General features: G+C 43.8%; 23 protein-coding genes. 12 read left to right on the forward strand and 11 right to left on the reverse strand.

Annotation, left to right across the window (positions count from 1 at the left end; all coding sequences use genetic code 11):
- Window positions 1–202: 202 nt before the first annotated feature.
- Window positions 203–1,207 (forward strand): endolytic transglycosylase MltG, encoded by a 1,005-nt coding sequence (gene mltG, locus VMW78_03260; protein HUV50025.1) that lies wholly within the window; start codon window positions 203–205, stop codon window positions 1,205–1,207.
- Between the two features lie 44 nt (window positions 1,208–1,251).
- Here mltG and VMW78_03265 read toward each other — a convergent pair whose 3' ends face one another.
- The 8 genes from VMW78_03265 to VMW78_03300 form a co-directional block, all read right to left on the reverse strand.
- Window positions 1,252–1,617: a response regulator gene (locus VMW78_03265; GenBank protein ID HUV50026.1), complete on the reverse strand. Its 366-nt coding sequence runs from the start codon at window positions 1,615–1,617 to the stop codon at window positions 1,252–1,254.
- A gap of 54 nt (window positions 1,618–1,671) precedes the next feature.
- Complete coding sequence (locus VMW78_03270) at window positions 1,672–1,914, reverse strand: hypothetical protein (protein HUV50027.1); 243 nt, start codon at window positions 1,912–1,914, stop codon at window positions 1,672–1,674.
- On the reverse strand, window positions 1,886–2,977 hold the full coding sequence (cobT, locus tag VMW78_03275; GenBank protein HUV50028.1) for a nicotinate-nucleotide--dimethylbenzimidazole phosphoribosyltransferase: 1,092 nt from the start codon (window positions 2,975–2,977) through the stop codon (window positions 1,886–1,888). The genes VMW78_03270 and cobT overlap by 29 nt, the downstream gene beginning before the upstream one ends.
- Before the next feature lie 157 nt (window positions 2,978–3,134).
- A complete protein-coding gene (cbiR, locus tag VMW78_03280) occupies window positions 3,135–3,929 on the reverse strand; it encodes a cobamide remodeling phosphodiesterase CbiR (protein ID HUV50029.1) in 795 nt (264 codons plus the stop codon).
- Between the two features lie 189 nt (window positions 3,930–4,118).
- Window positions 4,119–4,850 carry an adenosylcobinamide-GDP ribazoletransferase gene (cobS, locus tag VMW78_03285; GenBank protein ID HUV50030.1) on the reverse strand — a complete coding sequence of 244 codons (732 nt, stop codon included), beginning with the start codon at window positions 4,848–4,850 and terminating at the stop codon, window positions 4,119–4,121.
- A gap of 3 nt (window positions 4,851–4,853) precedes the next feature.
- A complete protein-coding gene (gene cobU / locus VMW78_03290; protein HUV50031.1) occupies window positions 4,854–5,375 on the reverse strand; it encodes a bifunctional adenosylcobinamide kinase/adenosylcobinamide-phosphate guanylyltransferase in 522 nt (173 codons plus the stop codon).
- A gap of 93 nt (window positions 5,376–5,468) precedes the next feature.
- Window positions 5,469–5,690, reverse strand: coding sequence for a hypothetical protein (locus VMW78_03295; GenBank protein ID HUV50032.1), 222 nt, complete (start codon window positions 5,688–5,690; stop codon window positions 5,469–5,471).
- A 404-nt stretch (window positions 5,691–6,094) separates the two neighbouring features.
- The gene (locus VMW78_03300) at window positions 6,095–7,072 is read right to left on the reverse strand and encodes a tetratricopeptide repeat protein (protein ID HUV50033.1); all 978 of its coding nucleotides are present in this window, start codon (window positions 7,070–7,072) and stop codon (window positions 6,095–6,097) included.
- 456 nt (window positions 7,073–7,528) lie between these two features.
- On the opposite strand from VMW78_03300, the gene dtd reads away from it, so the two are divergent.
- A complete protein-coding gene (dtd, locus tag VMW78_03305) occupies window positions 7,529–7,975 on the forward strand; it encodes a D-aminoacyl-tRNA deacylase (protein HUV50034.1) in 447 nt (148 codons plus the stop codon).
- Window positions 7,976–8,161: 186 nt separating this feature from the next.
- Window positions 8,162–9,460, forward strand: coding sequence for a D-alanyl-D-alanine carboxypeptidase (locus VMW78_03310; GenBank protein HUV50035.1), 1,299 nt, complete (start codon window positions 8,162–8,164; stop codon window positions 9,458–9,460).
- Here VMW78_03310 and VMW78_03315 read toward each other — a convergent pair.
- Window positions 9,457–10,707 (reverse strand): IMP cyclohydrolase, encoded by a 1,251-nt coding sequence (locus tag VMW78_03315; GenBank protein HUV50036.1) that lies wholly within the window; start codon window positions 10,705–10,707, stop codon window positions 9,457–9,459. The genes VMW78_03310 and VMW78_03315 overlap by 4 nt on opposite strands.
- A gap of 11 nt (window positions 10,708–10,718) precedes the next feature.
- Complete coding sequence (locus VMW78_03320) at window positions 10,719–11,399, reverse strand: hypothetical protein (GenBank protein ID HUV50037.1); 681 nt, start codon at window positions 11,397–11,399, stop codon at window positions 10,719–10,721.
- Window positions 11,400–11,741: 342 nt separating this feature from the next.
- Here VMW78_03320 and VMW78_03325 point away from each other — a divergent pair, with 342 nt between their 5' ends.
- The gene (locus VMW78_03325) at window positions 11,742–13,331 is read left to right on the forward strand and encodes an ASKHA domain-containing protein (GenBank protein HUV50038.1); all 1,590 of its coding nucleotides are present in this window, start codon (window positions 11,742–11,744) and stop codon (window positions 13,329–13,331) included.
- Window positions 13,332–13,466: 135 nt separating this feature from the next.
- Window positions 13,467–14,159, forward strand: a complete 693-nt coding sequence (locus tag VMW78_03330) for a CBS and ACT domain-containing protein (GenBank protein ID HUV50039.1) — start codon at window positions 13,467–13,469, stop codon at window positions 14,157–14,159.
- A 60-nt stretch (window positions 14,160–14,219) separates the two neighbouring features.
- Here VMW78_03330 and VMW78_03335 read toward each other — a convergent pair whose 3' ends face one another.
- On the reverse strand, window positions 14,220–14,975 hold the full coding sequence (locus VMW78_03335; GenBank protein ID HUV50040.1) for a carbon monoxide dehydrogenase accessory protein CooC: 756 nt from the start codon (window positions 14,973–14,975) through the stop codon (window positions 14,220–14,222).
- Window positions 14,976–15,197: 222 nt separating this feature from the next.
- Between VMW78_03335 and VMW78_03340 the strand changes: the two genes are divergently transcribed.
- The 7 genes from VMW78_03340 (at window position 15,198) to VMW78_03370 (ending at window position 25,443) form a co-directional block, all read left to right on the forward strand.
- Window positions 15,198–16,961: a formate--tetrahydrofolate ligase gene (locus VMW78_03340; protein HUV50041.1), complete on the forward strand. Its 1,764-nt coding sequence runs from the start codon at window positions 15,198–15,200 to the stop codon at window positions 16,959–16,961.
- An 11-nt stretch (window positions 16,962–16,972) separates the two neighbouring features.
- On the forward strand, window positions 16,973–17,851 hold the full coding sequence (gene folD / locus VMW78_03345) for a bifunctional methylenetetrahydrofolate dehydrogenase/methenyltetrahydrofolate cyclohydrolase FolD (protein ID HUV50042.1): 879 nt from the start codon (window positions 16,973–16,975) through the stop codon (window positions 17,849–17,851).
- 52 nt (window positions 17,852–17,903) lie between these two features.
- On the forward strand, window positions 17,904–19,859 hold the full coding sequence (gene cooS / locus VMW78_03350; GenBank protein ID HUV50043.1) for an anaerobic carbon-monoxide dehydrogenase catalytic subunit: 1,956 nt from the start codon (window positions 17,904–17,906) through the stop codon (window positions 19,857–19,859).
- Window positions 19,860–19,899: 40 nt separating this feature from the next.
- A complete protein-coding gene (locus tag VMW78_03355; GenBank protein ID HUV50044.1) occupies window positions 19,900–22,941 on the forward strand; it encodes an FAD-dependent oxidoreductase in 3,042 nt (1,013 codons plus the stop codon).
- On the forward strand, window positions 22,938–23,726 hold the full coding sequence (panB, locus tag VMW78_03360; protein ID HUV50045.1) for a 3-methyl-2-oxobutanoate hydroxymethyltransferase: 789 nt from the start codon (window positions 22,938–22,940) through the stop codon (window positions 23,724–23,726). Before VMW78_03355 ends, panB begins: the two co-directional genes overlap by 4 nt.
- A 3-nt stretch (window positions 23,727–23,729) precedes the next feature.
- A complete protein-coding gene (locus tag VMW78_03365) occupies window positions 23,730–24,608 on the forward strand; it encodes a Rossmann-like and DUF2520 domain-containing protein (protein ID HUV50046.1) in 879 nt (292 codons plus the stop codon).
- Window positions 24,609–24,672: 64 nt separating this feature from the next.
- Window positions 24,673–25,443 (forward strand): hydrogenase iron-sulfur subunit, encoded by a 771-nt coding sequence (locus tag VMW78_03370; protein ID HUV50047.1) that lies wholly within the window; start codon window positions 24,673–24,675, stop codon window positions 25,441–25,443.
- Window positions 25,444–25,455 lie beyond the last annotated feature (12 nt).

Below are 25,455 nucleotides of genomic sequence, written 5' to 3' on the forward strand. Positions count from 1 at the left end.
AAAGTTAATGTATTCTGCCTATTTAAAAGCCTGCTTTGGCACTAACTACCGGCACGTATAGTAGGCTTGGGCAAAGGTTTCAAGTGATCTATACTTGTTTTGTAGAAGTTAAAATTAGCAGCGCCAGAGGCGCATTCCTTAACTTTAGGCATTTTAGGCACTTTAGCTCACTTTAGGCACTCAAAACAGGGAATATTGCGAATTGGATAAAATAAAAACATTTTTTTTAATATCTGCATTTATCTCTTTTGCAGCCCTGGCATGCCTCTTTCTTGATCTTTTAGTTTATGCGGACAAAAGCGCAAATACCGATAATTCAGAAAAGGTTGTAGTAATATTGCCCGGCCAAAACCTTTCAACTATTGCCAACCATCTGAACAATACAGGTGTTATAAAAAATCCGGTTAAATTTAAGTTGTTGGCCCGTATTAAAGGCAGCGACAAAAAGATAAAGGCCGGTGAATACCTCTTTTCTTCCTCTATGACTCCGATAAAAATACTGAAAATAATGGCAAGCGGAAAGGTCCGGCTCTATAAAATAACCATACCGGAAGGTTATAATCTGGAACAGATTGCATCAATTATTTCCGAAGCAAAACTGGGCACCAGGGCAGACTTTTTAAGAGCAGCAACAGACTCATCCTTTGTGTATAAGCAGGGAATTAATGCTGAAACCTTTGAAGGATATCTCTTCCCGGATACCTATAACTTTCCAAAAGATATAACACAGGAAAAAATAATAGCTGCAATGGTTGAGCAATTCAGATCAATCTTTAATCAAAAATGGAAAATGCGGGCAAAAGATCTTAATTTATCGATTCATCAGGTGGTGACACTTGCATCGATTATTGAAAAGGAAACAGGCGTTTCTTTTGAGCGGCCTGTTATCTCATCTGTTTTTCACAATCGTTTAAAGAAAAGGATGCGTCTTCAAAGTGATCCAACAGTCATCTACGGTTTAAAGAACTTTGACGGCAACATAACACGAAAGCATCTTTCCGCCCAAACCCCTTATAATACATATACAATGAAAGGGCTCCCTCCCGGCCCTGTCGCAAACCCGGGAATTAAAGCAATAGAAGCCGCCCTCTACCCTGCTGATACGAATTTTCTTTATTTTGTTTCAAAAAAGGACCAGACACACAAGTTTTCAGCAAGCATAAACGAACACAACAAAGCCGTAAAAAAATATCAACTGCGAAAATAAATTCGGCACCTGTCTCACAGTGAGACCCTTGAAAAATACTCAAGCTATGCAAGCACCCCTGCAACCTTCTTTATCAATTCCAGAGGACTGAAGGGTTTGGTAAAATAGTCGTCCGCGCCTGCTGCAATGCCCTTCTCCCTGTCAACCTGCTGACCTTTTACACTCAGCATGATTATGATGCAGTCCTTGGTCTTCGGGTCATTTTTTAGAATCCGGGTTGCTTCCAGACCATCCATCCCCCTGGGCATCATGATATCCATAATTATCAAATCCGGCTTTTCAGCCTTCACAATCTCAATAGCCTTTTCCGCACTTTTAGCCTGAAGAATCTGGTAGTCTTCAGCCCTGAGAGTTGCCTCCACCAATTCCCTGATGTCTAACTCGTTATCCACTATAAGAATTTTTTTCATCTTATCTTTCTCTTTTCTTCAGATCCAAACTCAGAAATCTAAATTCCTAAATCATTATGTTAACATTACAAGTGTCTCATGCTTGATGGCAACATTGATGAGCCGATCAATCACATCGCTGAAATAAACACCCAGGAGATCTTCGGCAGCCATCTCTATTAAGACAATCCTGGCATGGGTGTCAATAACAATCAGGCCGTCAGCAACAGACTTACTGCAAGGCCCGCCTTTTGAACCGCAACAGCGACTAACCCCGTAGCTTGTCGGATCAAATCGGAGATCCCGTACCAGTAACACCGGCTTCTCCAAAAGTAAGCATGTCTGTAAAAATACGCACAGCGCCTTCAATTATACACATGGCGAGCGCGCCGCCGGTACCTTCTCCAAGACGCATGCCAAGATCGAGAATCGGTTTAAGCCCGAGATGCTCCAGCATTAATCTGTGGCCAAGCTCTTCGGAGCAATGCCCGGCGAACAGATAATCCACAACCGCAGGACAAAGTGAGTGGGCGATAAGCGCGCCGGCAGTTGAAATAAACCCGTCAATTACTACAGGTCGTTTATAATATGCACCAGCCAGAACACACCCGGCAATTCCGCCAATCTCAAAACCTCCGACTTTTGAAAGAACATCAAGGCCGTCTTCCCTGTTTGGCTGGTTTATCTTGATTCCTTTGCGAATCGCTTCCTGCTTTCTGAAAAGACCTTTATCATCCACACCTGTCCCGCGGCCGACCATTTCCTCTAATGTCCTACCTGTAAGGACGGCCCCGATAGCCGCAGAAGGGGTGGTGTTGCCTATTCCCATATCACCTGTACCGAGAATCTGTACCCCTTTATTAAAAAGGCCAGCCGCAAGTTGAAACCCTGTTAATATTGATTTTTCCGCGTCTTCACGTGTCATGGCAGGTCCCTGGGAAAAATTGGCCGTGCCTTTTGCCACCTTGTACATGAAAAAACGATCCCCTCCATTTAGTGTGACAGGGTCAAGGTTGGAAACAATACCCATATCAACCACAAAAACATCTGCATTAACCTGCCTTGCAAGAACATTGATGCCTGCGCCGCCGTTTAAAAAGGTTTTTATCATCTCGCCTGTTACTTCCTGAGGAAAAGCACTTACCCCTTCCTTCACAACACCGTGGTCTCCGGCCATGACCATAAATGCTTTGCGCTCTATCGAAGGTTTAAGAGTTTTTTGGATGCCGCATAAACGTTCAGATATGTCATGCAGCCTTCCAAGGGCCCTGGCAGGCATCAGGAGTTGAGCTGTTCTTTCACGCCCCTTTTTTATCCATTTTTCGTCAACAGGTATAATCTGTTTTACAATCTCAACCAATCCAATATCTTCTGAAACCATTTTCCCTCAACCTCCCGACTGTTTTAAAAGTAAAAATCGCAAAAAATCTTCTGTGAACCTATCTGAAAATCATCTTAAAATCTCAATCAGTTTGTGTCAAATCATAACAGGCTGCTTTTAAACCCTTAAAGGCCAATTTATGGTCTTGCACAATAGATTATTGGTTCCAGCATTTTTCCAGATATTTTAGTGAGGCTTGCAGGTTGTTATATGAAAACACCTCTATTATCGCTATCCCGGCATATGTTTTTAATATTTTCATAATATCTGATGTTTCATTATCTCTCAATTTATCAAGCGACAAGTGATCGAGGTTGTCTTTAACTCCGTGAAGATGTATTATTGATGTCCTGTCATGGTGTTTGTCGAAAACCTTTTTTATATCTGCATTCATCCGTATAAGATGCCCTGTATCAATACACACGGATAGATTTAACGAAGATATAACCTCTTCTGCCCATTCAAAGGGATACATCAGGTTTTCAATTGCTATTGATCTGCTGTTTATTCCGGTTGCAAGCAACCTGTCCATGCTCTCATAAATACATTCCTGCCATTTGCTTATGTTATCTGTTTTACTCAAATCTTCATTAAATGAAAGATGAAGTATATAAACTGAAGGTATTAAAGGCAGGGTAAGGTCTATTACACGTTGAACCGACTCAATGGCGCGGCACCTGACTGATCGATCTTCATCCCCCAACAATATATCTATAGGCAAATGAATGTCATAAGTAATGTCGAATTCCTCTGCGAGCATGGAGAGCTCTTTTATCTCGTGCTTTGAAGGAAGACTGTCATAACTGCTTTCAAACAAAAGAAGTTCGATTTCATTTAGATAAGGGCCAAGCATTTTAACATTAGGTATATAATGATCAGGGTATATAAATGACGTTGTTCCCAGCCTGAACGGATATAGTCCTTTGTATGATTTAGGAAGAGCTGAATACATATTGTTCAAAGTTGATTGGCTAAAATCCAAATTTTATATCATTGCCCGCTTTGCTCGATTTTGCGGTTAAAAATTATAATATAATTCTTAATATTCCGTAATTTCTTTGTATTTAAATATATCTGCGTTCATCTGTGCCTGCCCCGTAGGTCAGGATGATCGTACTGGGGTGAATCTGTGGCTGAATAGTTACAAAAAGGAGAGAGTTATCGAAACCATCAAAAAAAGCATTGATTCAATAACTTCGGTCATTGCTCCTAACATGTCGCCTGTAATGCATCTGATCCGCTTTTTATAGTAAAGCAGGATTAGCGCTGTTATAATGATAAAAATCAGGTTTAACAGGGCTCCTCTCCATCCTAAAAAAAAGGAAAGGGCAACAGGTATCAGCAATCCCCAAAAGGAGCTGATTTTTAATGGATCGCTAAAAAAAGCATGGCCGGTTCCGCCTTCAGTTCTGCCGTACTTAAGAAACCTTATGCCGAATAAAATACTTCCCCTTGCGTAGGCAGGTATAATAACAAGCAGCAGGCTCCGGTGAACATCTAAACTTGCGATGCCAGCCCATTTAATCGCCAGCGCGCAGACAACGGCTACAAGCCCCATCACGCCGATTCTGCTGTCCTTCATTATGACAAGGGCATGTTCTCTGGTCCTGTGTCCCAGAAGACCGTCCGCTGTGTCTGCCAGACCATCCAGATGAAATGCGCCTGTAATGAGCGCAAGAAATATCACATCGAGCAGTGAGGCAACAGGCTTAGGCCATAATTGTAAAACAGCCATATCAAAGGCTGAAACCAGCAAGCCGATAATTATGCCCACAACCGGGAAAAGCTGTATCATGCTTTTGGGCTCAAACCCTCCCGGCTTTCCAACAGGCAAAATTGTTATAAACTGTATTGCTGCAATAAGGCTTTTCATTATTTATTTTATCTTTACAGGTATGCCGGCAGCCATCCATATAACCTTATCAGAACATGCAGCCACATTCTGGTTGACATACCCGGCCACATCCCTGAACCTTCTTGCAAGAACGTTATCCGGAACAATACCTGCCCCGACTTCGTTTGCAACCAGGATAACAGTGCATTGAGCTGTTTTAATAGACTGTATCAGGCTGTGCATATGCCTGAAAATTGTTTCCTGATCATCTGTCTCCAGAATAATGTTGCTTGTCCAGAACGTCAGGCAATCCACAACAATTACATCGGCTTTCAGGTGGTTTTCAATTATCGCTTCCGGCAGGCGGACCGGCGCCTCAATGGTTGTCCAGCCTTGGCCTCTTTCCTTCTGGTGGCACTCTACTCTTTGCTTTATCTCTTCATCAAGCGGCAAGCAGGTGGCAATAAAAATCCTGTTTTTTCCGCAAATGCTGCCCGACAATTCAAGAGCATGCCTGCTTTTGCCGCTCCTGCATCCTCCGAAAATAAATATTATCTCGCTCATAAATGCTAACTTAAAAATTAATTATTAACAACTAAACCAACCCTTGGAGGCTTTGCAGCTTCAGGACAATGACCAGGTGTTTGTATCTCATAATTATTTATCAGGATTTATGGGTATTTCTTTGCCCCACCAGCCTTGTTCATCTGTTTTCTTTGAGCTTTCTACTGAAGGACATTTGAACCCATATATGCTGAATTTCAGGTGATCCCAGTTTTTGTACATTGTGTCATGCTCAAAAAATTCAGACTCTTTTGCCAGTGTTCCACAAGCTGAAACAAACAAACTCAGGATAACGATCAAAGCAAATTTTTTCATTAATCTTAACCTCCTGTTTTTTTTAAGCACTAAAATACAATAAATATTGTTTTTATTGAAGATTCCCTGTAGCAAGCTACAGGGAATCTTCAACCGTAAGGAAGTTAGCCATTTTTTTAGATTCGCTCGCTATTGCGGTTCACAGGGCATCAATGTTGATGGCATCGTAAAAAGTCATTTTGTATGTCATTCCCGCGAAAGCTGGAGTCTATAACTAATTGAGGTTGCTCGATTCCCGCTTTAACGGAAATGACAAAAAGGCTAGAAATTTGACTTTTTACGAGTTCATCAATATCTATCATGTCATTATTCTTCTGCTGTACAATAAATTTGCACCTGTTCACAGGACGAGGAGATCCCCTTGCAGACATAATCCTCGTACAACCTCCTTTAATCCTCATTTATTAAGGAAGTTTAAATGATGGTTCATTACGTTCACTGACAATATTATATTTAACAATCCCGTTATAGACTCCACATAACCAACCACTAAATCCGGATTTGGTTTTGATGAGATACCAGGAATAAACTGGAGTATTATCCGTCGCCTCCCTGATTATTTGAAATTCTACATCTCTATCTAATTGACCGATAATTTCACTGCCGACAGAATGGTTCTTTCGAATATTCATTCCGGCGAGCAGAACATACCACCGACTCTTTTTTTTGAAAGACAACGGAGTCGTTGGATCAGAAGCTTCTTTGTCCGGATAAAGTTTTATTAAAAAAACACCGGCGATTTCCTTGGAACACTGAAGAATATTTTTATAGGCGATTAATGCCTCTTCTCTATTATCTGCTTTCAAATAAAGAATACCTGCCTGATAATAATGATCGGCGCTCAAAATATTTTTGCCGACTTCTTTATATGCCAGCCCAAGATTACGATGCGCTACAGGATTGTCAGGCGCGATCTCCAAAGCCTTTTTAAGCACCGCAATTGCTTCATCAAACATCTTTTTCTCAAGGTAAATAACTCCTAATGTATGATATGGAAGATCAAATTCAGAATCCAGAGCAATGGCTTTTTTAAATTCCGCAATTGCTTCATCAAGCAGTTCCTTTTTATACAATGAAACTCCAAGATCATGATGAATACTAACATCATTGGAATTTATGGTAAGGGCCTTTTTATATGTTTCGATTGCCTTATCCCACATTCCCATAATATTATAAATATAACCTAAATTGTTATAACTGGGCACATGGTTGGGATAAATATTTATAGTTTTTTTAAAACAGTTAATAGCCTGCTCATAATTCTTTTCTTCAATGCTTTTAACCCCTTTACTGAACCACTCTTCTGCAGCCTCTTCTGTCCATCCTGTATCCGCAAAAAAAAATAAAGCAATCAAAAATATTATTATACACCGTTTCAACATTTCCTCCTATACCCTTGTCAGCCAAAAGTTCTCAGGGGTTTTGCACAACCCCCATTTTGCTCAATTCCGGTCATTGCAAGGAGCAAGTGAGCCTTTAGCCGCGAGTAAAGCGGCCGGACGTGGCAATCTTGTGGGTTGTCAACATGTTTTGAGATTGCTTCATCATTGTACTCCTCACAATGACCTGGTGTATTACTTTTTACGAGCTTATCAATTTTGATTGATAACATAAAAAGCTGTTTATTTATACAATAAAATAGCTGTAATATTTTAGTCTTATGCAACAAACCATCTGCAAAGAGCTTCACGGCGACAGAGTACCCCTCGGAAAGCCGCCACAGGACTTTCATTAACGAGCAGCTTGCAGTTCACTTTAATCAGGGTTTGAGTTTGTTGTCAATTTTTGATAATCATGTTATATATTAATCCAAATAAAACATAATACCGGGCAGGAAGATGCGCGCTGTAATACAAAGAGTAAAAAAGAGTTCTGTATCTGTACACAATGAGATAATCAATGAAATAGGCTCCGGCCTTCTTGTGCTTCTCGGCATAGCTAAAGGGGATGATACTGGTGGCGCTGAATACCTCGCAGATAAAATAACTAATTTAAGGATCTTTGAAGATGAAAACAACAAGATGAACAGGTCGTTGATTGAAACAGGTGGCGAAATGCTTGTGGTATCGCAATTTACCCTGCTCGGTGACTGCCGGAAAGGCAGGCGCCCGTCATTTATTGATGCCGCCGAACCGGTGGCGGCTAACGAACTTTACGAACAATTTGTAAAAAAGGTTGAGCAAAGGGGCATAACCGTCAAAACCGGCCGATTCCGCGCAATAATGGATATATCTTTAATTAATGACGGACCGATTACTCTGATTCTTGAAAGCATAAAAACCTAATATTTCATAAAACAGGCTCTTTTCTTTTATCAGTTATTATAATATCCTTTTTTATGAAGATAAGATGCTTCCGGCCCAAAAACCGCTTTACTAAATTATTAATTATAACTGCGCCGCCATTTTGTCAAATATTGAAATGCCATGCCCCGTTGAAACGGGGAAACAAAACCTATTAAGGGGAATATATTGAAACCTTCCTTATCATCTGCCTGGATCTTATTGTTTTTCTGTTTCTTGCATTTCGGGCAACCGGAAAATTTATGGGCAAAAAATCAATATGCTCAAAACAATCATCCGGCAAAGCGCTCTATAAGCAAGGCGCTTCAAGCCCTGCAACATGACATAGGCAGTAATGATGCTGTGCTTGTCGCAAACCAGCAAGGCAAAATTATTTTTTCCAAAAATGCCGAAAAGCCCCTGATTCCCGCTTCCACCCTGAAAATACTGACATCTCTTGTGGCGCTTCATTATTTAGGCCCTGATTACAGATTCACAACTGAATTCTACATGGATGCAAAGGCAAATCTGAAAATAAAGGGCTACGGCGATCCGCTTTTGATATCAGAAGTCTTAACGGAAATATCAAAATCCTTAAGCACCGACCTTTCAATAAAGACTCAAAAAATCAACGATCTTGTTTTAGATGACTCATATTTTACAAAAAAGCTAATAATCCCCGGGAAAACAGAATCATTAGAGCCGTATGATGCGCCAAACGGCGCCTTGTGCGTCAATTTTAACACTGTTTATTTTAAACAGCTTAAAGACGGCTCCTTTATCAGCGCTGAGCCTCAGACACCTCTTTTGCCGATCGCTTTTAAAAGGATTAAACAATCCGGCCTCAAAAAGGAAAGAATAGTGCTTACTCATGCTGAAAATGAAATTACACTCTATGCCGGACATCTTTTTCAATATTTCCTGAATAAGGAAGGAATCAAAATAAAGGGGAAGATAAGATTAGGAAAGGTTCGGAAAGACAAAGATAAACTAATTTATCAATATACTTCACAATTTACCTTAAAACAGATAATACCAAAACTACTTGAGCATTCAAACAACTTTATGGCAAACCAGATATTAATTGCGACAGGGGCAAAGGTTTTCGGTCCTCCTGGAACACTGGCCAAAGGGATACTCGCGGCATCAACTTATGTAAAAAACGTGCTTAATATAGACAACATTTGCCTTGTTGAAGGCTCTGGAATATCTAAAAAAAACAGGATTTCCGCAAAGAATCTGGCTGAAATTATCAAACAATTTGAACCATACTACAATTTAATGCGCCGCTCAAACAGAGAGTATTATAAATCAGGAACATTAAAGGGCATAACAACAAGGATAGGCTATATTGAAAATAAAAAAGGGGAAGTGTATCGCTTTGCAGTAATGCTGAACTCGCCCGGCAAATCAATGCAAAACATTATGGACAGTGTTCATCAGATAGTTGATTATGAGAGCTATGCCTTCGTTCCCCCGCTCCCTTAGTGCTTAAAACTCCTTTGTCCCGTATATACCATTGTAACATCTAACTCATTGCATGCCTCAATCGACTGATAGTCATTATTAGAACCGCCAGGCTGAATCACAGCGGAAATACCTTCATTCAGGCCGACTTCAACACCATCCCTGAACGGGAAAAATGCATCACTAACCATTGCAGAACCGATCAGCCCGCCCTTCTCGTCTGCGACTCTGCTGTCAATCTCTTCCTTTTTATCCTTGTCTTTTAATTCATTATAAGGAATTTGATACATCTCAAAACAGTAACGGTCGGCAAGCTTTCGATATGCTTTATCTCTGGCTATCTCGGCAACCCCTACCCTGTCCTGTTCTCCTGTGCCAACACCAACTGTTACCAGATCCTTTACAAAAATAACCGAGTTAGATGTAACTCCTGACTCAACCAGCCATCCAAACAGCATATCATTATATTCCTTCTCTGTCGGCTCCCGGTTAACTTTGTAATTTTTCCCTTTGTATTCACACTCAGCTATCTTAAGATCATCTTTCGTCCGGGCAGCGGGTACAAAAGACCACTGGGCAACAATACCGCCATCAATAAGACTTTTGAATTCTACAAATCTCTGCCCGACAAAATCTGTTAATCTGTCTATATTTCCTATTCTTACTACCCTGAGGTTTTTCTTCTTTGCAAAAATATCCATAACCCCGGCTTCAAAGTCAGGAGCTACCACAACTTCAGCATATTGCCTGTTAATCGCTTCTGCCGTTGCTTTATCAACAGCCCTGTTTACAGCGATACAACCACCAAATGCAGCAACTCTGTCTGCCATATTAGCCTTAATATAGGCATCCTCAAGTGTATCAGACTGGGCGACCCCGCATGGATTGTTGTGCTTTACAATTACCACAGTGGGTTTGTCTTTAAAATATCTCAGGATATTAAGGGAATTATCGGCATCGGTTAAATTTGTCTTGCCGGGATGCTTGCCTGACTGCAAAAGCTCAATATCCGACACCAGATACTGGCCGGGCTGTATAATTTCTGTTTCTGCAAGGATCAGATTCCCATTAACAAGTTTGTAAAGTGCGGCTTCCTGTCCTGGATTTTCACCGTATCTTAAGCCTTTTTCAACATTATCTATAGTCCAGGTAACTTTTTCATAAAAAAGAGTCTGCCTTTTATCTTTGTCCACAAAGCTGATTTCCATATTCGGCGTAAAATGGTCATCCATGATTGTTTTATATATTTTCTTTAGATCTTCAGCCATTTATATCTCCTTTAAAAACCCTTATAACAGCTTTTTGCATCGTTAGATGATTTAGAACCAAAAAAATCTGCAATAGTGCGATCATAAACTGCCGTGTGCGCAAAAGCCTTTTGCGCCAGATTAAAACGAAGTTCAAGAGAGGTCTTACCGTCATTTGCTTTTATTTCAGAAATAATCTTTTCATAATCCGATGGTTCAACAACAGATGCAACCCGCAAAAAATTCTTTGCTGACGCCCTTATCATACAGGGACCGCCTATATCTATATTACCCCTGGCCTGCTCAACTGTTACTCCTTGTTTTGAAATAGTTTCTTTAAAAGGATACAGATTGCAAACAACCATATCAATAGGCATTGAACCCGTCCTGTTCAAGTCATCTTTATGTGCATCATTATAAGTCTCGGTAAGAAGACCAAGATATATCTTAAAATCCAGTGTTTTAACAAGCCCCCCCTGAGTTTCAGGCTGCCCTGTGTAATCTGACACCTGTGTCAGGCAGGATGCGGCATCAGAGCCGAGTATCTCTTTTATACTGCTGTATGTGCCTCCGGTTGAAAAAATTTTTAGCTCAGGATTTACTGAAAGCAGCTCCGGTATTAGCCTGTCGAGGCCATTTTTGTCTGAAACACTTACAAGTATGTGCTTCACCGTAATTAAATCATCGATCCTTTCAACAACATTAATACTCATCGTCCCTACCTTATTCTCTCATATTTTCTAAAAACCGTTTTATAAGTTCAGCCACAAAGTCACAAAGGAAGAATTCATTCCCCAAAAAAATTACAGATATTGCTTTTTGCCTGCATAAAAATAAGTAATAATTTTAGAATCTTAATGCCTTTGCGACCTTATGGTTGATCTATTACCATTTATGTAATTTTTATGTTATTATATAAATAGTGTCAAGAATTATGTGTAAAAGGGGAAACCGCTTTTTCTATTGTCACGGCTACTTTTTCCCCAAAATTCCATTTGCAATTCGATAAGTTTACGCATAGTTTATTCTCATTAATATTTCGGAGACCTTTATTATTGAAGACGAATAAAAACAACACCGGCTGGATAAGACATGTTTCTATCACTCCCCCGACTCTGCAAAACAATACCGCAGATGCTGATCGGCTTATAGGAGAATTAAAAAGCAAACTTGATACCGATGCCGTTGATATAGACCTTTACTTATTAAAAAGGTTGCCGGATCTTTTAAGGAGATGCGAATACAATGTCGACTGCATCCTTTTCAAGGATCGGAAAAGGTGGCTTGTTACAGGTATTACGCATCCGCAGGATACAAGTCCCATATACGGCCTGGCCGTTGATCTCGGCACCACCAGAATTGTCTTGCGCCTTATAGATCTTTCAACAGGCCGGATTCCGGCAGAAACATCTTTTGACAATCCTCAAATATCAGCAGGACCCGACATACTGACAAGGATACACTTTGCAGACCAGGATGGAGGGCTGAACAGGCTCAACAAAATGATTATCGACGGCCTTAACCGAATGATCATAAAATTGTGCGATTCCTGTAAAATAAAGCCACATAACATATACTCCCTTTCTGTGGCCGGCAATACAGCCATGACCCATCTCTTCATGGGTCTTAGTCCTCACTGGATAATACGTGAGCCATATATTCCGGTTATAAACAGACCCGGACTTGTAAAGGCTGAAGAGCTGGGAATCAAGGTTAATCCTGCGGCCAGAGTTCTGATCTTTCCAAATGTCGGCAGCTACTTTGGTGGAGACCTGATCGCAGGAATTCTGTTTTCCGGCTTAAACAAAACAGAGGATACGGCTATTCTGGTTGACGTTGGGACAAATGCAGAGGTTGTATTAGGAAATAGACACTGGCTTATTGCCTGTGCCGGAGCAGCCGGGCCTGCCCTGGAATGCGGAGTAACAGGGATTGGCATGATGGCGGGCCCAGGGGTGGTTGATCGGGTTGCGATTGATCATGATACTTATAATATTCAATTGCATACCATTGACAATATGCCGCCTAAAGGGATTTGCGGTTCAGGTCTGATAGACCTTGCAGCCCACCTTTTTCTTTGTGGCATGATCGACATCAAGGGCAAGATACTGCCGTCGATATGCGGCAGCATATTAAAGGAGAAAGAAGGTATCAGGCATCTTGTGGTAGTACCTGCAATAGATTCCGCCACAGGGTCTGACCTTACTATAAGTCAGGCAGAGATTGACATCCTTATCAGATCCAAGGCTGCCATGTATACAATACTTGAAACTGTTACATCTTCTGTTGGAATCTCTTTTAATGATCTTTCGACATTTTATGTGGCAGGCACCTTTGGATCTTTTATCAATCCCAGGTCTGCCATCTCTATTGGAATGCTTCCTGATTTGCCGATTGACCGTTATAAATCACTGGGCAACAGCTCTATTGGCGGAGCAACCATGGCGCTTACATCGAGTGAGTGTTTAGATGAGATCGATAAGATCAGAGACAGCGTTACCTATCTTGAATTAAATGTAAATCAGGAATTCATGAACAGATTCAGCGCTGCCGGATTTCTACCCCATACTGATCCCTCGCTTTTTCGCTCGGTGAAGGTGTGTGCCCGCATCTCCCCTCCGCACAAGCCTTTAGCGGCAGGATAACCTTGAACTACAACATGTTGCGTCACTTTTTTTTCTTGACACACAATTTAATTATACCTATATTTTACTAAACCGGTTAAAAGCTAATGGCATAAAATAATAAAAATACAGGTTGCGAGCAATGGAGGAAATATTATGTTAGTTAAGGGATGGATGTCAAGCGATGTAGTTTCGGTCGAAGAAGAGACTTCTATGATGAAGGCTTCCGTCCTTATGAAGGAGAACAATATTCGTCGTCTTCCTGTAGTCAGAAAAGGAAAATTGGTTGGGATTGTTACCGATACGGACTTAAAAGAGGCTTCTCCATCAAAGGCGACCACTCTGGATATCTATGAAATAAGTTATCTGCTATCTGAGATTAAAGTCAAAAAATTGATGACAAAAGATGTAATTTATGTGAGACCTGATGAGACAATTGAACTCGCAGCGGTCTTGATGCTCGAAAACAAGATTTCAGGACTTCCGGTAGTAAATGATCAACACAATTTAATCGGCGTTATTACCCAAACAGATGTATTTAAAGCTTTAATCCATATTACCGGAGTATACAGCGGCGATATCCAGTTTGCTCTCTGCCTGAAAGATAAACCCGGATCAGTGCATGAAACCGCAGATGTTATTCGCGGTATGGGCGGTCGTCTTGTGAGTATACTTACAAGCTATGACCTGGCGGATAAAGGGTACAGAAATGTCTATTTTCGCATTCAGCATATGGAACAGGAACAGCTGGCAAAACTAGTCGATATTTTGGAAGAGAAATTTACAGTACTATATACAGTCAAAGAATCTTTGAAAAAACTTGCAGACAGGCGGATGCATGAAGATTAAGAATTATCAATTCATCCACTAACCACCCCAATCATCTATCCGTGCGTCAGCAATTCTCGGTTATGTCGACGCTATAATTGCATCCTTTATTCTTTTGATCGCCGAAACTGCATCGCCACCAACATCAAACGGCGACTGCTCATTGATATCCGCCTGTATCAGATTATTATCATACGGAATTGCGCCGATCACGGATATTCCGAGTCTGTCCAGATTCTCGCTGATTGCGCCGATATCGCGCTCGCTTGCTCTGTTGATTACGGCAGACAATCTTCCGATTCCGATCTTTTTACTTAATTTCCGTATCCGCGCCGCTGTCTCGATTGATCTGGTTCCAGGCTCGACCACCACGATCATCAGATCAACACCGCTGGCGGTTCCGCGTCCGAGATGCTCAATGCCGGCCTCCATATCAAGGATCACAATGCTCTGTTCCTTAAGCAGCACATGGCGCAGCAACGCACGCAGCAGCGAGGATGCGGGACACATGCATCCCGACCCTCCCTTGTCGATAGTTCCCATGGTCAGCATTGAAACACCATGTTCGGTTACACCAAATCGACAAGCAATGTCATCTACCTTTGGGTTCAGCTTGAAGATACCCCCTATGCCTGTGCCTGCACGTTCTTCGATTAGTTTTTTATGTTCGGTGAGTGGAACCGGTGGGTTTTTAATGCCGATGGCAGATGCCAGGTTCATGTCAGGATCGGCATCGATTGCAAGAACTGCAAAGCCGTCCGCTGCGAAAAGGCGGGCAAGCGTGCCCGCGAGTGTGGTCTTGCCGACACCGCCTTTGCCTGTGATTGCGATTTTCATTGTTATTCCTATAGATAAACTCTCTTTTGGGTAGGCCAAAAAGTAGGGGTAATTGAATTATGTGTCAAGAGAAAAAGCAACCAGCAACCAGCAATAAAATTTGTTGTTGCATAAAAAAATAGATATTTTATGCTTGACTAAATAAAGCGTGCTATTTATAAAGATTAAATAAATAAATGTGATTCAGTAAATTATTTAAATACAGAAAAAGGGGGGGGAATCATGGCTCTCGATCCAACCAGATATAAAGACTGGGAAGTTGCCGAACATGCTGAAAAGAGCATGAAAACAGTTTATCAATTAGGAGAGGAGCTCGGATTGGAGAAAGAGGAGCTCCTTCCGCATGGACATTATGTAGCAAAAATCGATTTCGCAAAGGTTTTAAAACGCTTAAAAGATAAACCAGACGGTAAATATATTGATGTTACCGCCATTACTCCCACCCCGCTTGGAGAAGGCAAAAGCACTTCTGCCATGGGATTGGTGTCCGGGCTTGGCAAGCGAGGAAAACGGGTTGTCGGCGCTATCCGTCAACCTTCCGGTGGCCCGACCATGAACATAAAAGGGAGTGCGGCAGGCGGCGGCCTGGCCCAGTGTATCCCTCTTGCTCCGTTTTCATTAGGGCTTACAGGTGATATTAACGCCATCATGAATGCGCATAATCTGGCCATGGTAGCTTTGACAGCCAGGATGCAGCATGAAAACAACTATTCTGACGAGATACTGGCGGAAAAAAATCTGAAACGGCTCGATATTAATCCCAAAAATGTGGAAATGGGATGGATTATCGATTTTTGCGCTCAATCGCTCAGGAATATTATTATAGGCCTTGGCGGAAAAATGGATGGTTTCCCCATGCAGTCTAAATTCGGTATTGCCGTAAGCTCGGAAATAATGGCTATTCTGGCGGTTGCCACCGACCTGAAAGACATGCGTGAGAGGATGGGAAAAATCGTTGTTGCCTATAACAAAAAAGGGGAGCCTGTTACCACGGCAGACCTTGAGGTTGACGGCGCCATGACCGCATGGATGGTGGAAGCGCTCAATCCTAATCTTCTTCAGACCTTAGAAGGGCAGCCGGTATTTGTACACGCGGGACCCTTTGCAAATATTGCAATAGGCCAGTCATCCATTATAGCTGACAGGGTTGGGCTGAAACTTGCGGACTACAATGTTACGGAAAGTGGTTTTGGGGCGGATATCGGATTTGAAAAATTCTGGAATTTAAAATGCCGTTTTAGTGGCTTGAAACCGCATTGCGCTGTGCTTGTAGCGACTATTCGCGCGTTGAAATGTCATGGCGGAGGACCTCCCCTGCCCCCAGGAAAATCAATGGATCCGGCCTACCTTGAGGAGCATGTGGACTGGGTGGAAAAGGGTTGTGAAAATCTGGTTCATCACATAAAAACGGTAAAGAAAGCAGGGATTAACCCAGTGGTCTGCATCAATTCCTTTTACACCGACACCAAGGATGAGATAGCGGCTGTTCGCAGATCCGCAGAGGCCGCAGGCGCCCGCGTTGCCATTTCCGAACACTGGCTTAAAGGTGGTGACGGGGCTCTGGAATTTGCCGATGCAGTTGTTGATGCGTGTGAGGAGGAAAACGATTTCCACTTTCTTTACGATATTGAAACTCCCCTGCGCGCGAAGATTGAATTGATTGCCAAAGAGGTATATGGCGCGGACGGTGTAAGTTATACCCCGGAGGCTGAGTCTAAAGCAAAGAGGATAGAACAGGATCCTGAACTGGCAAATTTGGGAACATGTATGGTCAAAACTCATCTAAGTCTTTCTCATGATCCGGCTAAAAAAGGTGTGCCAACGGAATGGACTCTTCCTGTCCGGGATATCCTGACCTATAAAGGGGCGGGATTCGTGGTGCCGGTAGCGGGGGCAATAAGTCTGATGCCTGGAACAGCTTCTGATCCTGCTTACAGGCGTGTTGATGTAGATGTGGAGACCGGAAAGGTAAAGGGGCTTTTTTAAGGAGATTATAAATGTCTGCAAAGATCATCAGCGGCACTGAGATTGCCAAACAGATACGGGAAGAACTGAAAAAAGAGATAAAGGAATTAAAGGAAAAACATGGTGTAACTCCGGGGTTGGCTACAGTTCTTGTAGGCAACGATCCAGCCTCCAAGGTATATGTAGGGCAAAAGGAGAAGTCGTGCAGCAATTTGGGGATATATTCGGAAAGAATCGATTTGCCTGGAGATATCTCGGAGCAAGAGCTTCTCTCGCAAATTGAGAAATTGAACAAGGACCCGCGGATTCACGGGATATTGATTCAGCTCCCTCTTCCGAAACAGATCAATGAATCCCGTGTTATATATGCCATTGATCCTGCTAAAGACGTGGATGGTTTCCATCCTGTAAATGTTGGGAAGATGGTGGTCGGAGAAAAGTGTTTTCTCCCCTGCACCCCTCATGGAATACTGGAGCTTCTGGCCCGTTCCGGTGTGCAAACAGAAGGCGCCGAGGTCGTGGTTATCGGCAGGAGCAACATTGTTGGGAAACCTGTCCTTAATCTGATGCTCCAAAAACGACCTGCAGGCAATGCAACGGTAACGCTGTGCCATACAAGAACAAAAGACCTGGCCTTCCACACAAAGCGGGCAGACATCCTGATAGTAGCTACCGGTTATCCCAAGACAGTTACAGGGGACATGGTAAAAGAAGGGGTTGTGGTTATCGATGTGGGGGTAAACCGGATAGGAAAGACCCCGGAAGGAAAGGCGATTCTGGTTGGTGATGTGGACTTTGAAAGTGTAAAAGAAAAAGCCGCTGCTATTACACCTGTACCAGGTGGCGTAGGTCCCATGACGATAGTCATGCTGATGAAGAATACGGTTGAATCCGCAAAGAATACAATATAAGCTGGTAAACTTAATAACTCAACAGCTTACCAGCTAACTTGGAGGACTGATTATGGGATCAAGAAGATCTCCTATAGGCACGGCGCCTCGCTGTCTAGGCATTGATTGTGAAGGAAGCACCTGTGTTGCAGAACAGGCCGAGGGCAAGGGTGTTGTTACTTACATGCAACGGGTGAACAATCGCACTATTGAGCCTTGCCTTTTCGGCAAGGGCGGGACGTGTTGTCGTATTTGTTCCTTTGGTCCGTGCATGATGATCGATGATGTTCCAACATCGATTGGAATCTGCGGGGCCACTCCAGCTACTGTGGCGGCGCGTAATTTTTGCCGTATGGTTGCAGGAGGAGCTTCCGCTCACATGGACCACGCCCTTGAGACAACAATGGCATTTCTGGCCGCGGCCAGGGGAGAATCCGAGTATAAAATCAAGGATGAAAAGAAGCTTTGCGCGCTGGCAGAGGTCTTTGATATAAAGACCGAAAACCGGAGCACTAAAGATATTGCTATCGAGCTTGGTGAAAAGGCATTGGCTGAATTCGGAAAGCAGGAAGGAGGCCTCTACTGCATACGTCGGGCCCCTGAAAAGCAGCAGCAAATATGGAAGAAAAATGGGGTTGTCCCGCGTGGCATACAGCGGGAAGTAGTAGAGATGATGCATCGGACCCATATGGGGACCGACCAGGATTATCGCAACCTGATTCTTCAGGCCACCAGGTGCGCCCTGGCAGACGGCTGGGCCGGCTCCATGATATCTACCGAACTTCAGGACATCATGTTCGGAACCCCTACTCCGACTCGATCGCTGGTAAATCTCGGCGTCCTTTCCAAAGACGAGGTCAACGTGGTTGTACACGGTCACGAACCTATCCTGTCTGAGGCCATGGTATTGGTTGCCGAGGAACCGGAGATGATAGAGGCAGCCAAAAAGGCAGGGGCAAAGGGGATCAATCTGGTTGGTGTATGCTGTACCGGCAATGAGATTCTCATGCGTCACGGGATTCCTGTTGCAGGGAGCTTTATCCAGCAGGAGATCGTACTTGCAACAGGCGCTGTAGAGGTAATGGTAGTAGATGTTCAGTGCGTCATGCAGTCTCTTCCTGCTGTGGCCAAGTGTTTCCACACCGAGGTTATTACCACGTCTGACCGGGCAAAAATCCCTGGCGCAAAACATATAGAAGTACATCATCACAATGCATTGAAGGCGGCAAGGCAGATAGTCCAACGCGCTATTGACCTGTATCCGAAGCGCGGGGAGATCAATATCCCCAGTCATAAGATGGATGTTGTGGCGGGATTCAGCCACGAAACCATAAATCACATGCTTGGCGGAACGTTTCGCGCCTCGTACAGGCCTTTAAATGACAATATAATTAACGGCCGCATAAGGGGTTTGGGAGCTGTTGTTGGTTGCGACAGCGCTCGTGTTCGCTCCGGTTACATGCATACTACAGTGGTCAAGGAGTTGATAGCCAACGATGTTCTGGTTCTTACGACGGGCTGCGCTGCCACAGCCTGTGGTCGTGAGGGGCTGCTTAGGCCGGAAGCTGCCAGTTTAGCGGGGCCGGGTCTCAGAGAGGTATGTGAAACAGTCGGTATGCCGCCGGTATTGCACATGGGCTCGTGCGTGGATAACAGCCGGATATTAATCGCTGCAACGCAGATTGTCCGTGAGGGGGGGCTTGGTGACGATATTTCACAGATACCTGCGGCAGGTTGCGCACCAGAGTGGATGAGCGAAAAGGCCATAGCAATTGGACAATATTTTGTGGCAAGCGGCGTTTTTGTTGTATTCGGCAGAACCTTTCCAACGACCGGAAGCAAGGTTGTGACCGATTTTCTATTCAGGGAAATGGAAGAGCTGTACGGCGGAATGTGGGCGGTTGAATCCGATCCGATAAAGATGGCAAGAATGATGATTGAGCGTATAGAAAAAGGCAGAGATGCTCTCGGTATCCAGGAGAAAAAGAAAAGAGTCCTATTTGACATGGCTATGAGGCGTGAGCTGTAATAAATATTTAAAAATCAAAAGTGGCTGAATACTTACAGATATGAAAGAAAGTAAAAAAACAAAAAAAGGGGCTGTCCTCGTCGTAGGCGGAGGGGTTGCCGGCGTTCAGGCGGCGCTCGACCTTGCTGATCTGGGTTTCTATGTATATCTTATCGAAAAGTCAACTTCAATTGGGGGGGCTATGGCCCGCCTCGACAAGACCTTCCCTACTAATGACTGTTCCATCTGTATCCTGGCGCCTAAACTGGTTGAGGCCGGCAGGTCACCGAATATAAAGATTATAACAAAAGCAACCCTGACATCCGTGGACGGAGAGGCAGGCGACTTCACTGCCACGGTTTGCTGTAAGCCACGATACATTAATGAAGAACTGTGCACTGCCTGCGGAATGTGTACCATGTATTGCCCCATAGTCATTCCTGACGCTTACAATGAGGGTTTTACTGTAACAAAAAATCCTCATATGGACTATCCCCAGGCTGTTCCTGCCAGTTTCCATATTGATCCAAAGGAGTGCCTTTTTGTCAACAATCAGACCTGCCGTATATGTGCCTCTACCTGTCAGGCCCAGGCGATCGACCTTGATGCAAAGGAAGAGACGCTTGACTTGGCAGTAGGCGCTGTAATACTTGCCCCGGGTTATGGCTCGATCAGCGAAGATGTGCTGAGTCGTTTTGGTTACGGCGACTACCCTGATGTGCTTACCGGCTTCGAGTTTGAAAGGATGATGTGCGCCTCGGGTCCATCCAATGGAGAAATACTTCGGCCGTCAGATGGAAAGCATCCAAAACGTATCGCCATTTTACAGTGCGTGGGTTCAAGAGATGTAACATGCGGCAATGGATACTGTTCATCGGTTTGCTGCATGTATGCCATAAAAGAGGCCACGGTCGTAAAAGAGCATGCCCCTGATATTGAAATTGTTATTTTCTATATGGAGATGCGGACTCAGGGTAAGGGATTTGACGCTGCTCGCCAAAGGGCCGAAAAAGAGTATGGCCTCCGATTTGTCCGAGCAAGGGTTGCCGGTGTCCGGGAAGACGGCAAAAACTTAAGGATCCCCTATGTAAACGAAAAGGGGGAGCACATAGCCGAAGAATTTGATATGGTGATCCTGGCCCAGGGCCTTGAGTCACCCTCTGATGCTGAATCACTGGCATCTGCCGCTGAAATAGATCTCAATCACTATAATTTTTGCAAGACAGGCAACTTTTCACCGCTTGAAACAACCCGGCCGGGGGTTTTTGTGGCAGGCGCTTTCCAGGGGCCAAAGGATATCCCGGACAGCGTAACTCAGGCATGTGGCGCGGCCGCTCTTGCCTCGGAACTCCTGCGGGATGTTCGTGGAACCGGTGTGGTGAAAAAAGAATATCCGGTCGAAATAGAGATAGAAGCAGAACCCCGAATCGGCGTGCTTGTCTGTCACTGCGGGATCAATATCGGTGGCGTGGTGGATGTGCCTGAAGTAATGAAATATGCCTCTACATTAGACAATGTAGTATATGCGGGCAGGAATCCTTATAGCTGTTCGCAGGATACTCAAACTACAATCAGAGAAAAAATTAAAGAACATGGGTTAAACAGGATAGTAGTCGCTGCCTGTACCCCTCGTACCCATGAACCATTATTCCAGGAGACACTGAGAGATGCGGGCCTGAACCGTTCTTTATTTGAAATGGTTAATATAAGAGATCAGTGTTCATGGGTGCATATGCATGAACCAAAAGAGGCAACAGACAAGGCGAAAGAGCTTGTAAGGATGGCTGTGGCAAAGGCAAATCTCCTTGAGCCCCTTGTTGAACAGACAGTTCCGGTTATCCCAAAGGCGCTTGTTATCGGTGGGGGTGTCTCCGGCATGACTGCGGCCTTAAGTATCGCAGACCAGGGGTTTGAGTGCTTTCTTGTAGAAAAAGCCGGTCAACTTGGCGGAAATATCGGTAATCTTGTTTTTACTCTTTCCGGAGACGATCCGCATACCCTTCTCAATCAACTCAAAAACAGGATAGAACAGGAACCGCTTATACATGTTTATACCAATGCATTTGTTGAAAACGTGTCCGGTTATGTGGGGAATTTTACCACGTCAATTAACTCGGGTTCCAAGACCGAGGATGTGGAACATGGCGCCATCGTGGTAGCCACCGGCGGCAGACCATACCAGCCCACACAATATCTTTATGGAAAATCAAAGCAGGTAGTTACCCAGCTTGAACTGGAAAAGATAATCTCTTCTCCTGCCGAGGTTCAGAAGATTCAGGACATCGTTATGATTCAATGCGTGGGCTCACGTGGGCAAGACCTTGCCTATTGCAGCAAGATATGCTGCATGCAGGCGGTTAAAAACGCCTTGAAGATACTGGAATTAAATTCACGTGCCACTGTATATATTCTTTACCGGGACATGAGGACCTATGGATTTGCGGAAGACTACTACAGAAAGGCAAGAGAAAAAGGTGTAATCTTCATCCGCTATGAAAAGGATGCTCTCCCTGAAGTTATTGAAGAAGGCGGAAAGGTCAAGATTGAATTTTTGGACCCCCTGCTTGATGAAAAGATAGCCATTAAACCGGATTTACTGGCATTGAGCGTAGGGGTTGTGCCAAATGATGTGGAACACCTGGCAAAGGAACTCAAGGTTCCTCTTACCGGTGATAAGTTTTTCCTGGAAGCTCATGCCAAGCTTCGCCCTGTAGAATTCTCTGTAAGCGGTGTCTATTTGTGCGGGCTGGCGCATTCCCCTAAACCTATCGATGAATCGATTGCACAGGCAAAGGCTGCGGCATCAAAAGCCGGCGCCTCGCTGGCGAAGGGATTTGTATCGGTGGAACCGATTGTCTCGGCAGTTAACACCGATGCCTGTATCGGCTGCGGCATCTGTGAGAGTCTCTGCCCATATAGTGCGATCAGAATAATCAGGGTGGGAAAGGGTAAAAAAGCCGAGACGATTTCAGCTTCATGTAAGGGGTGCGGTATATGCGCCTCACATTGCCCAACATTTGCCATATCAATGGGGGGCTTCACTAATGAAGAGATAATAGCCCAGATAAGGGCGTTTGGTGGAAATCAGGCAATAAAATCATGAAAACACAAGTTACCCTTACCACTCTTTACAAGATGAAGAAAAAAGGCGAAAAAATTGTTGCCCTTACCGCCTATGATTATCCGTTTGCAAAGATAGTTAATGATTCAGGGGTCCATATGATCCTTGTAGGGGATTCAGTAGGAATGGTGGTTCAGGGAAAATCAAGCACCCTGCCGGTTACAATGGATGAAATGATATACCATACCCGCATTGTGTCAAAAGCCGCCGGAAACGCGATGATTGTCGGTGATATGCCGTTTATGTCTTACCAGACAAGCATAAAAGATGCGATTACCAATGCAGGACGTTTTCTTAAAGAAGCAGGCGCTGCTGCAATCAAGCTGGAGGGAGGAAGAGCGGTCAGTGAAACAATAAAAGCAATTTCAGGAGCTGGAATTCCGGTACAGGCCCATATAGGCATTACACCGCAATCTGTTCACCAGATGGGAGGCTACAGAGTTCAGCGCAATGAAGAACAGCTCATGGTAGATGCCCTTGAGATAGAATCCGCCGGAGCCTTTTCCGTTGTTTTAGAAGGTATCCCATCCGAAATTTCAGAAAAGATAACTAAAGCGCTTGCAATACCGACAATAGGAATAGGAGCGGGTCCACATTGCGACGGGCAGATACTTGTGCTGCACGACCTCCTGGGGTTAAATGACAGGCATGTGCCAAAGTTCGTAAAACAATACGCTAATCTGCTTGATGATGCGAAAGCCGGAATAAAACAGTATATAGAGGAAGTGCAGGCAGGTAAATTTCCTGCCAAAAAACATTGTTATTGAAATATGAAACCATCTTTTGCCATTATAGGATGCGGAAAGGTCGGCACCACGCTGGGGAAATTTCTTGCAAAGGCCGGCTATAAACCAGCCGGGTTTGCCAGTAAAAGCCTTTCATCTGCCAAGAGGGCTGCTGAAATTATCGGTTCTGATAATTTCAGCCGGATCCCCTGGGAAATAACAAAAAAGGCCGATATTGTTTTTATAACAACACCTGACAGCGCTATAGCCGACACGTGCAACAGCATCTCCCTTCATTCAGGTTTCTGTAAAAATGTTGCGGTACTGCACTGCAGTGGTGCGCTCCCTTCAACTATTTTATCGTCTGTAAAAGAGTGTGGCGCTTTTGCAGGGTCAATGCATCCTCTCCAGAGCTTTGCTTCAGTTGAAATTGAAAAAAATCCTTTTCAGGATATAATAATTTCCCTGGAAGGTGAAAAAGAAGCTGTCGGTGAGGCAAAGAAAATTGCAACCGACCTTGGCGCAACCTGCTTTACAATACAAACAAAGGCCAAAACACTTTACCATGCTTCGGCAGTGGCTGCATCAAACTACCTTGTAACAGTGATCGGCCTTTCATTAAAGCTTATTGAAGCAGCGGGAATATCAGGCGCATATGCTTTAAAGGCGCTAAAACCACTAATTGAAGGAACGCTTTCCAATATAGAAAAAGTCGGGATTACCAGGGCGCTCACCGGCCCAATTGCCAGGGGAGATATTGAAACCGTAAAAAAGCATTTAGTACAGATAGGTTTAAAGACGCCCGACCTTCTCGGCCTTTACAAGACACTGGGCTTTTATACGGTCGATATTGCGATGGCCGGGGGCGGTCTTTCAGAATCATCAGCTCAAATGTTGAAAAACATTACAGCGTCTGATTCTTGATGGACTTAACAGGGAATACGGAATTCTTAATTAAAAATTGTTTTGATATAACAAGGACGATAAAATGTCTCAGGATTTATTTAAGCCGAAGATACTCGGTTTTTTATGTAACTGGTGCTGTTATACAGCGGCAGATTCAGCAGGGGTAGCAAGATACCAGTATCCGCCGAATATAAGGGTCATCAGGGTGATGTGTTCAGGAAGGATTGATCCTGTCTTTATCCTTGAGGCTTTTTCCTGTGGAGCAGATGGAGTCTTTATTGGTGGATGCCACCTCGGGGAATGTCATTACCAGACCGGAAACTATGAGGCACTGGTGGTTGCTGCCCTAACGCGCAAGTTATTGGAAGAGGCCGGACTCTCAGCAGAAAGATTTCTTCTTGAATGGGCCTCCGCTGCAGAGGGACCTCGCTTTGTGGAGATTATAACGAATTTCACAAACAAGATCAAAAGCTTAGGCCCCTTAGGCAAGGCGGAAGGGAAAGACAAGGATGAATTAAGGTTAAAGATATCAGCAGCAAAGTCAGCGGTAAAGCAGATGAAGTTGCGAACCATGTTTGGAAATCTTGCAAAGGATCTGCACAAGAAAGGTGATTATTCCGAACAGATTATTCATGATAAGTTGGATCAGAAAGTAGCCGGTGTCATAAATACTGAAATTGCAAAACAGGAAACATTTCTTCGGATCCAAAAAGATGGTCCGGTCTCTTTTAATGACCTGGAAAAAAAGATCGGCGCAACTCTTTCAGAGATCGAGAAATATGTCTCCACCTTCAGCAAAAAAGGGCTGATAACGGAAACTGACGGGTACCTGTCGGTAACGAGTAACGAGTAACCAGAAGGAAAT

The organism is Anaerolineae bacterium, from assembly GCA_035529315.1.
Taxonomy (GTDB): Bacteria; Desulfobacterota; Desulfobacteria; order Desulfobacterales; family ETH-SRB1; genus Desulfaltia.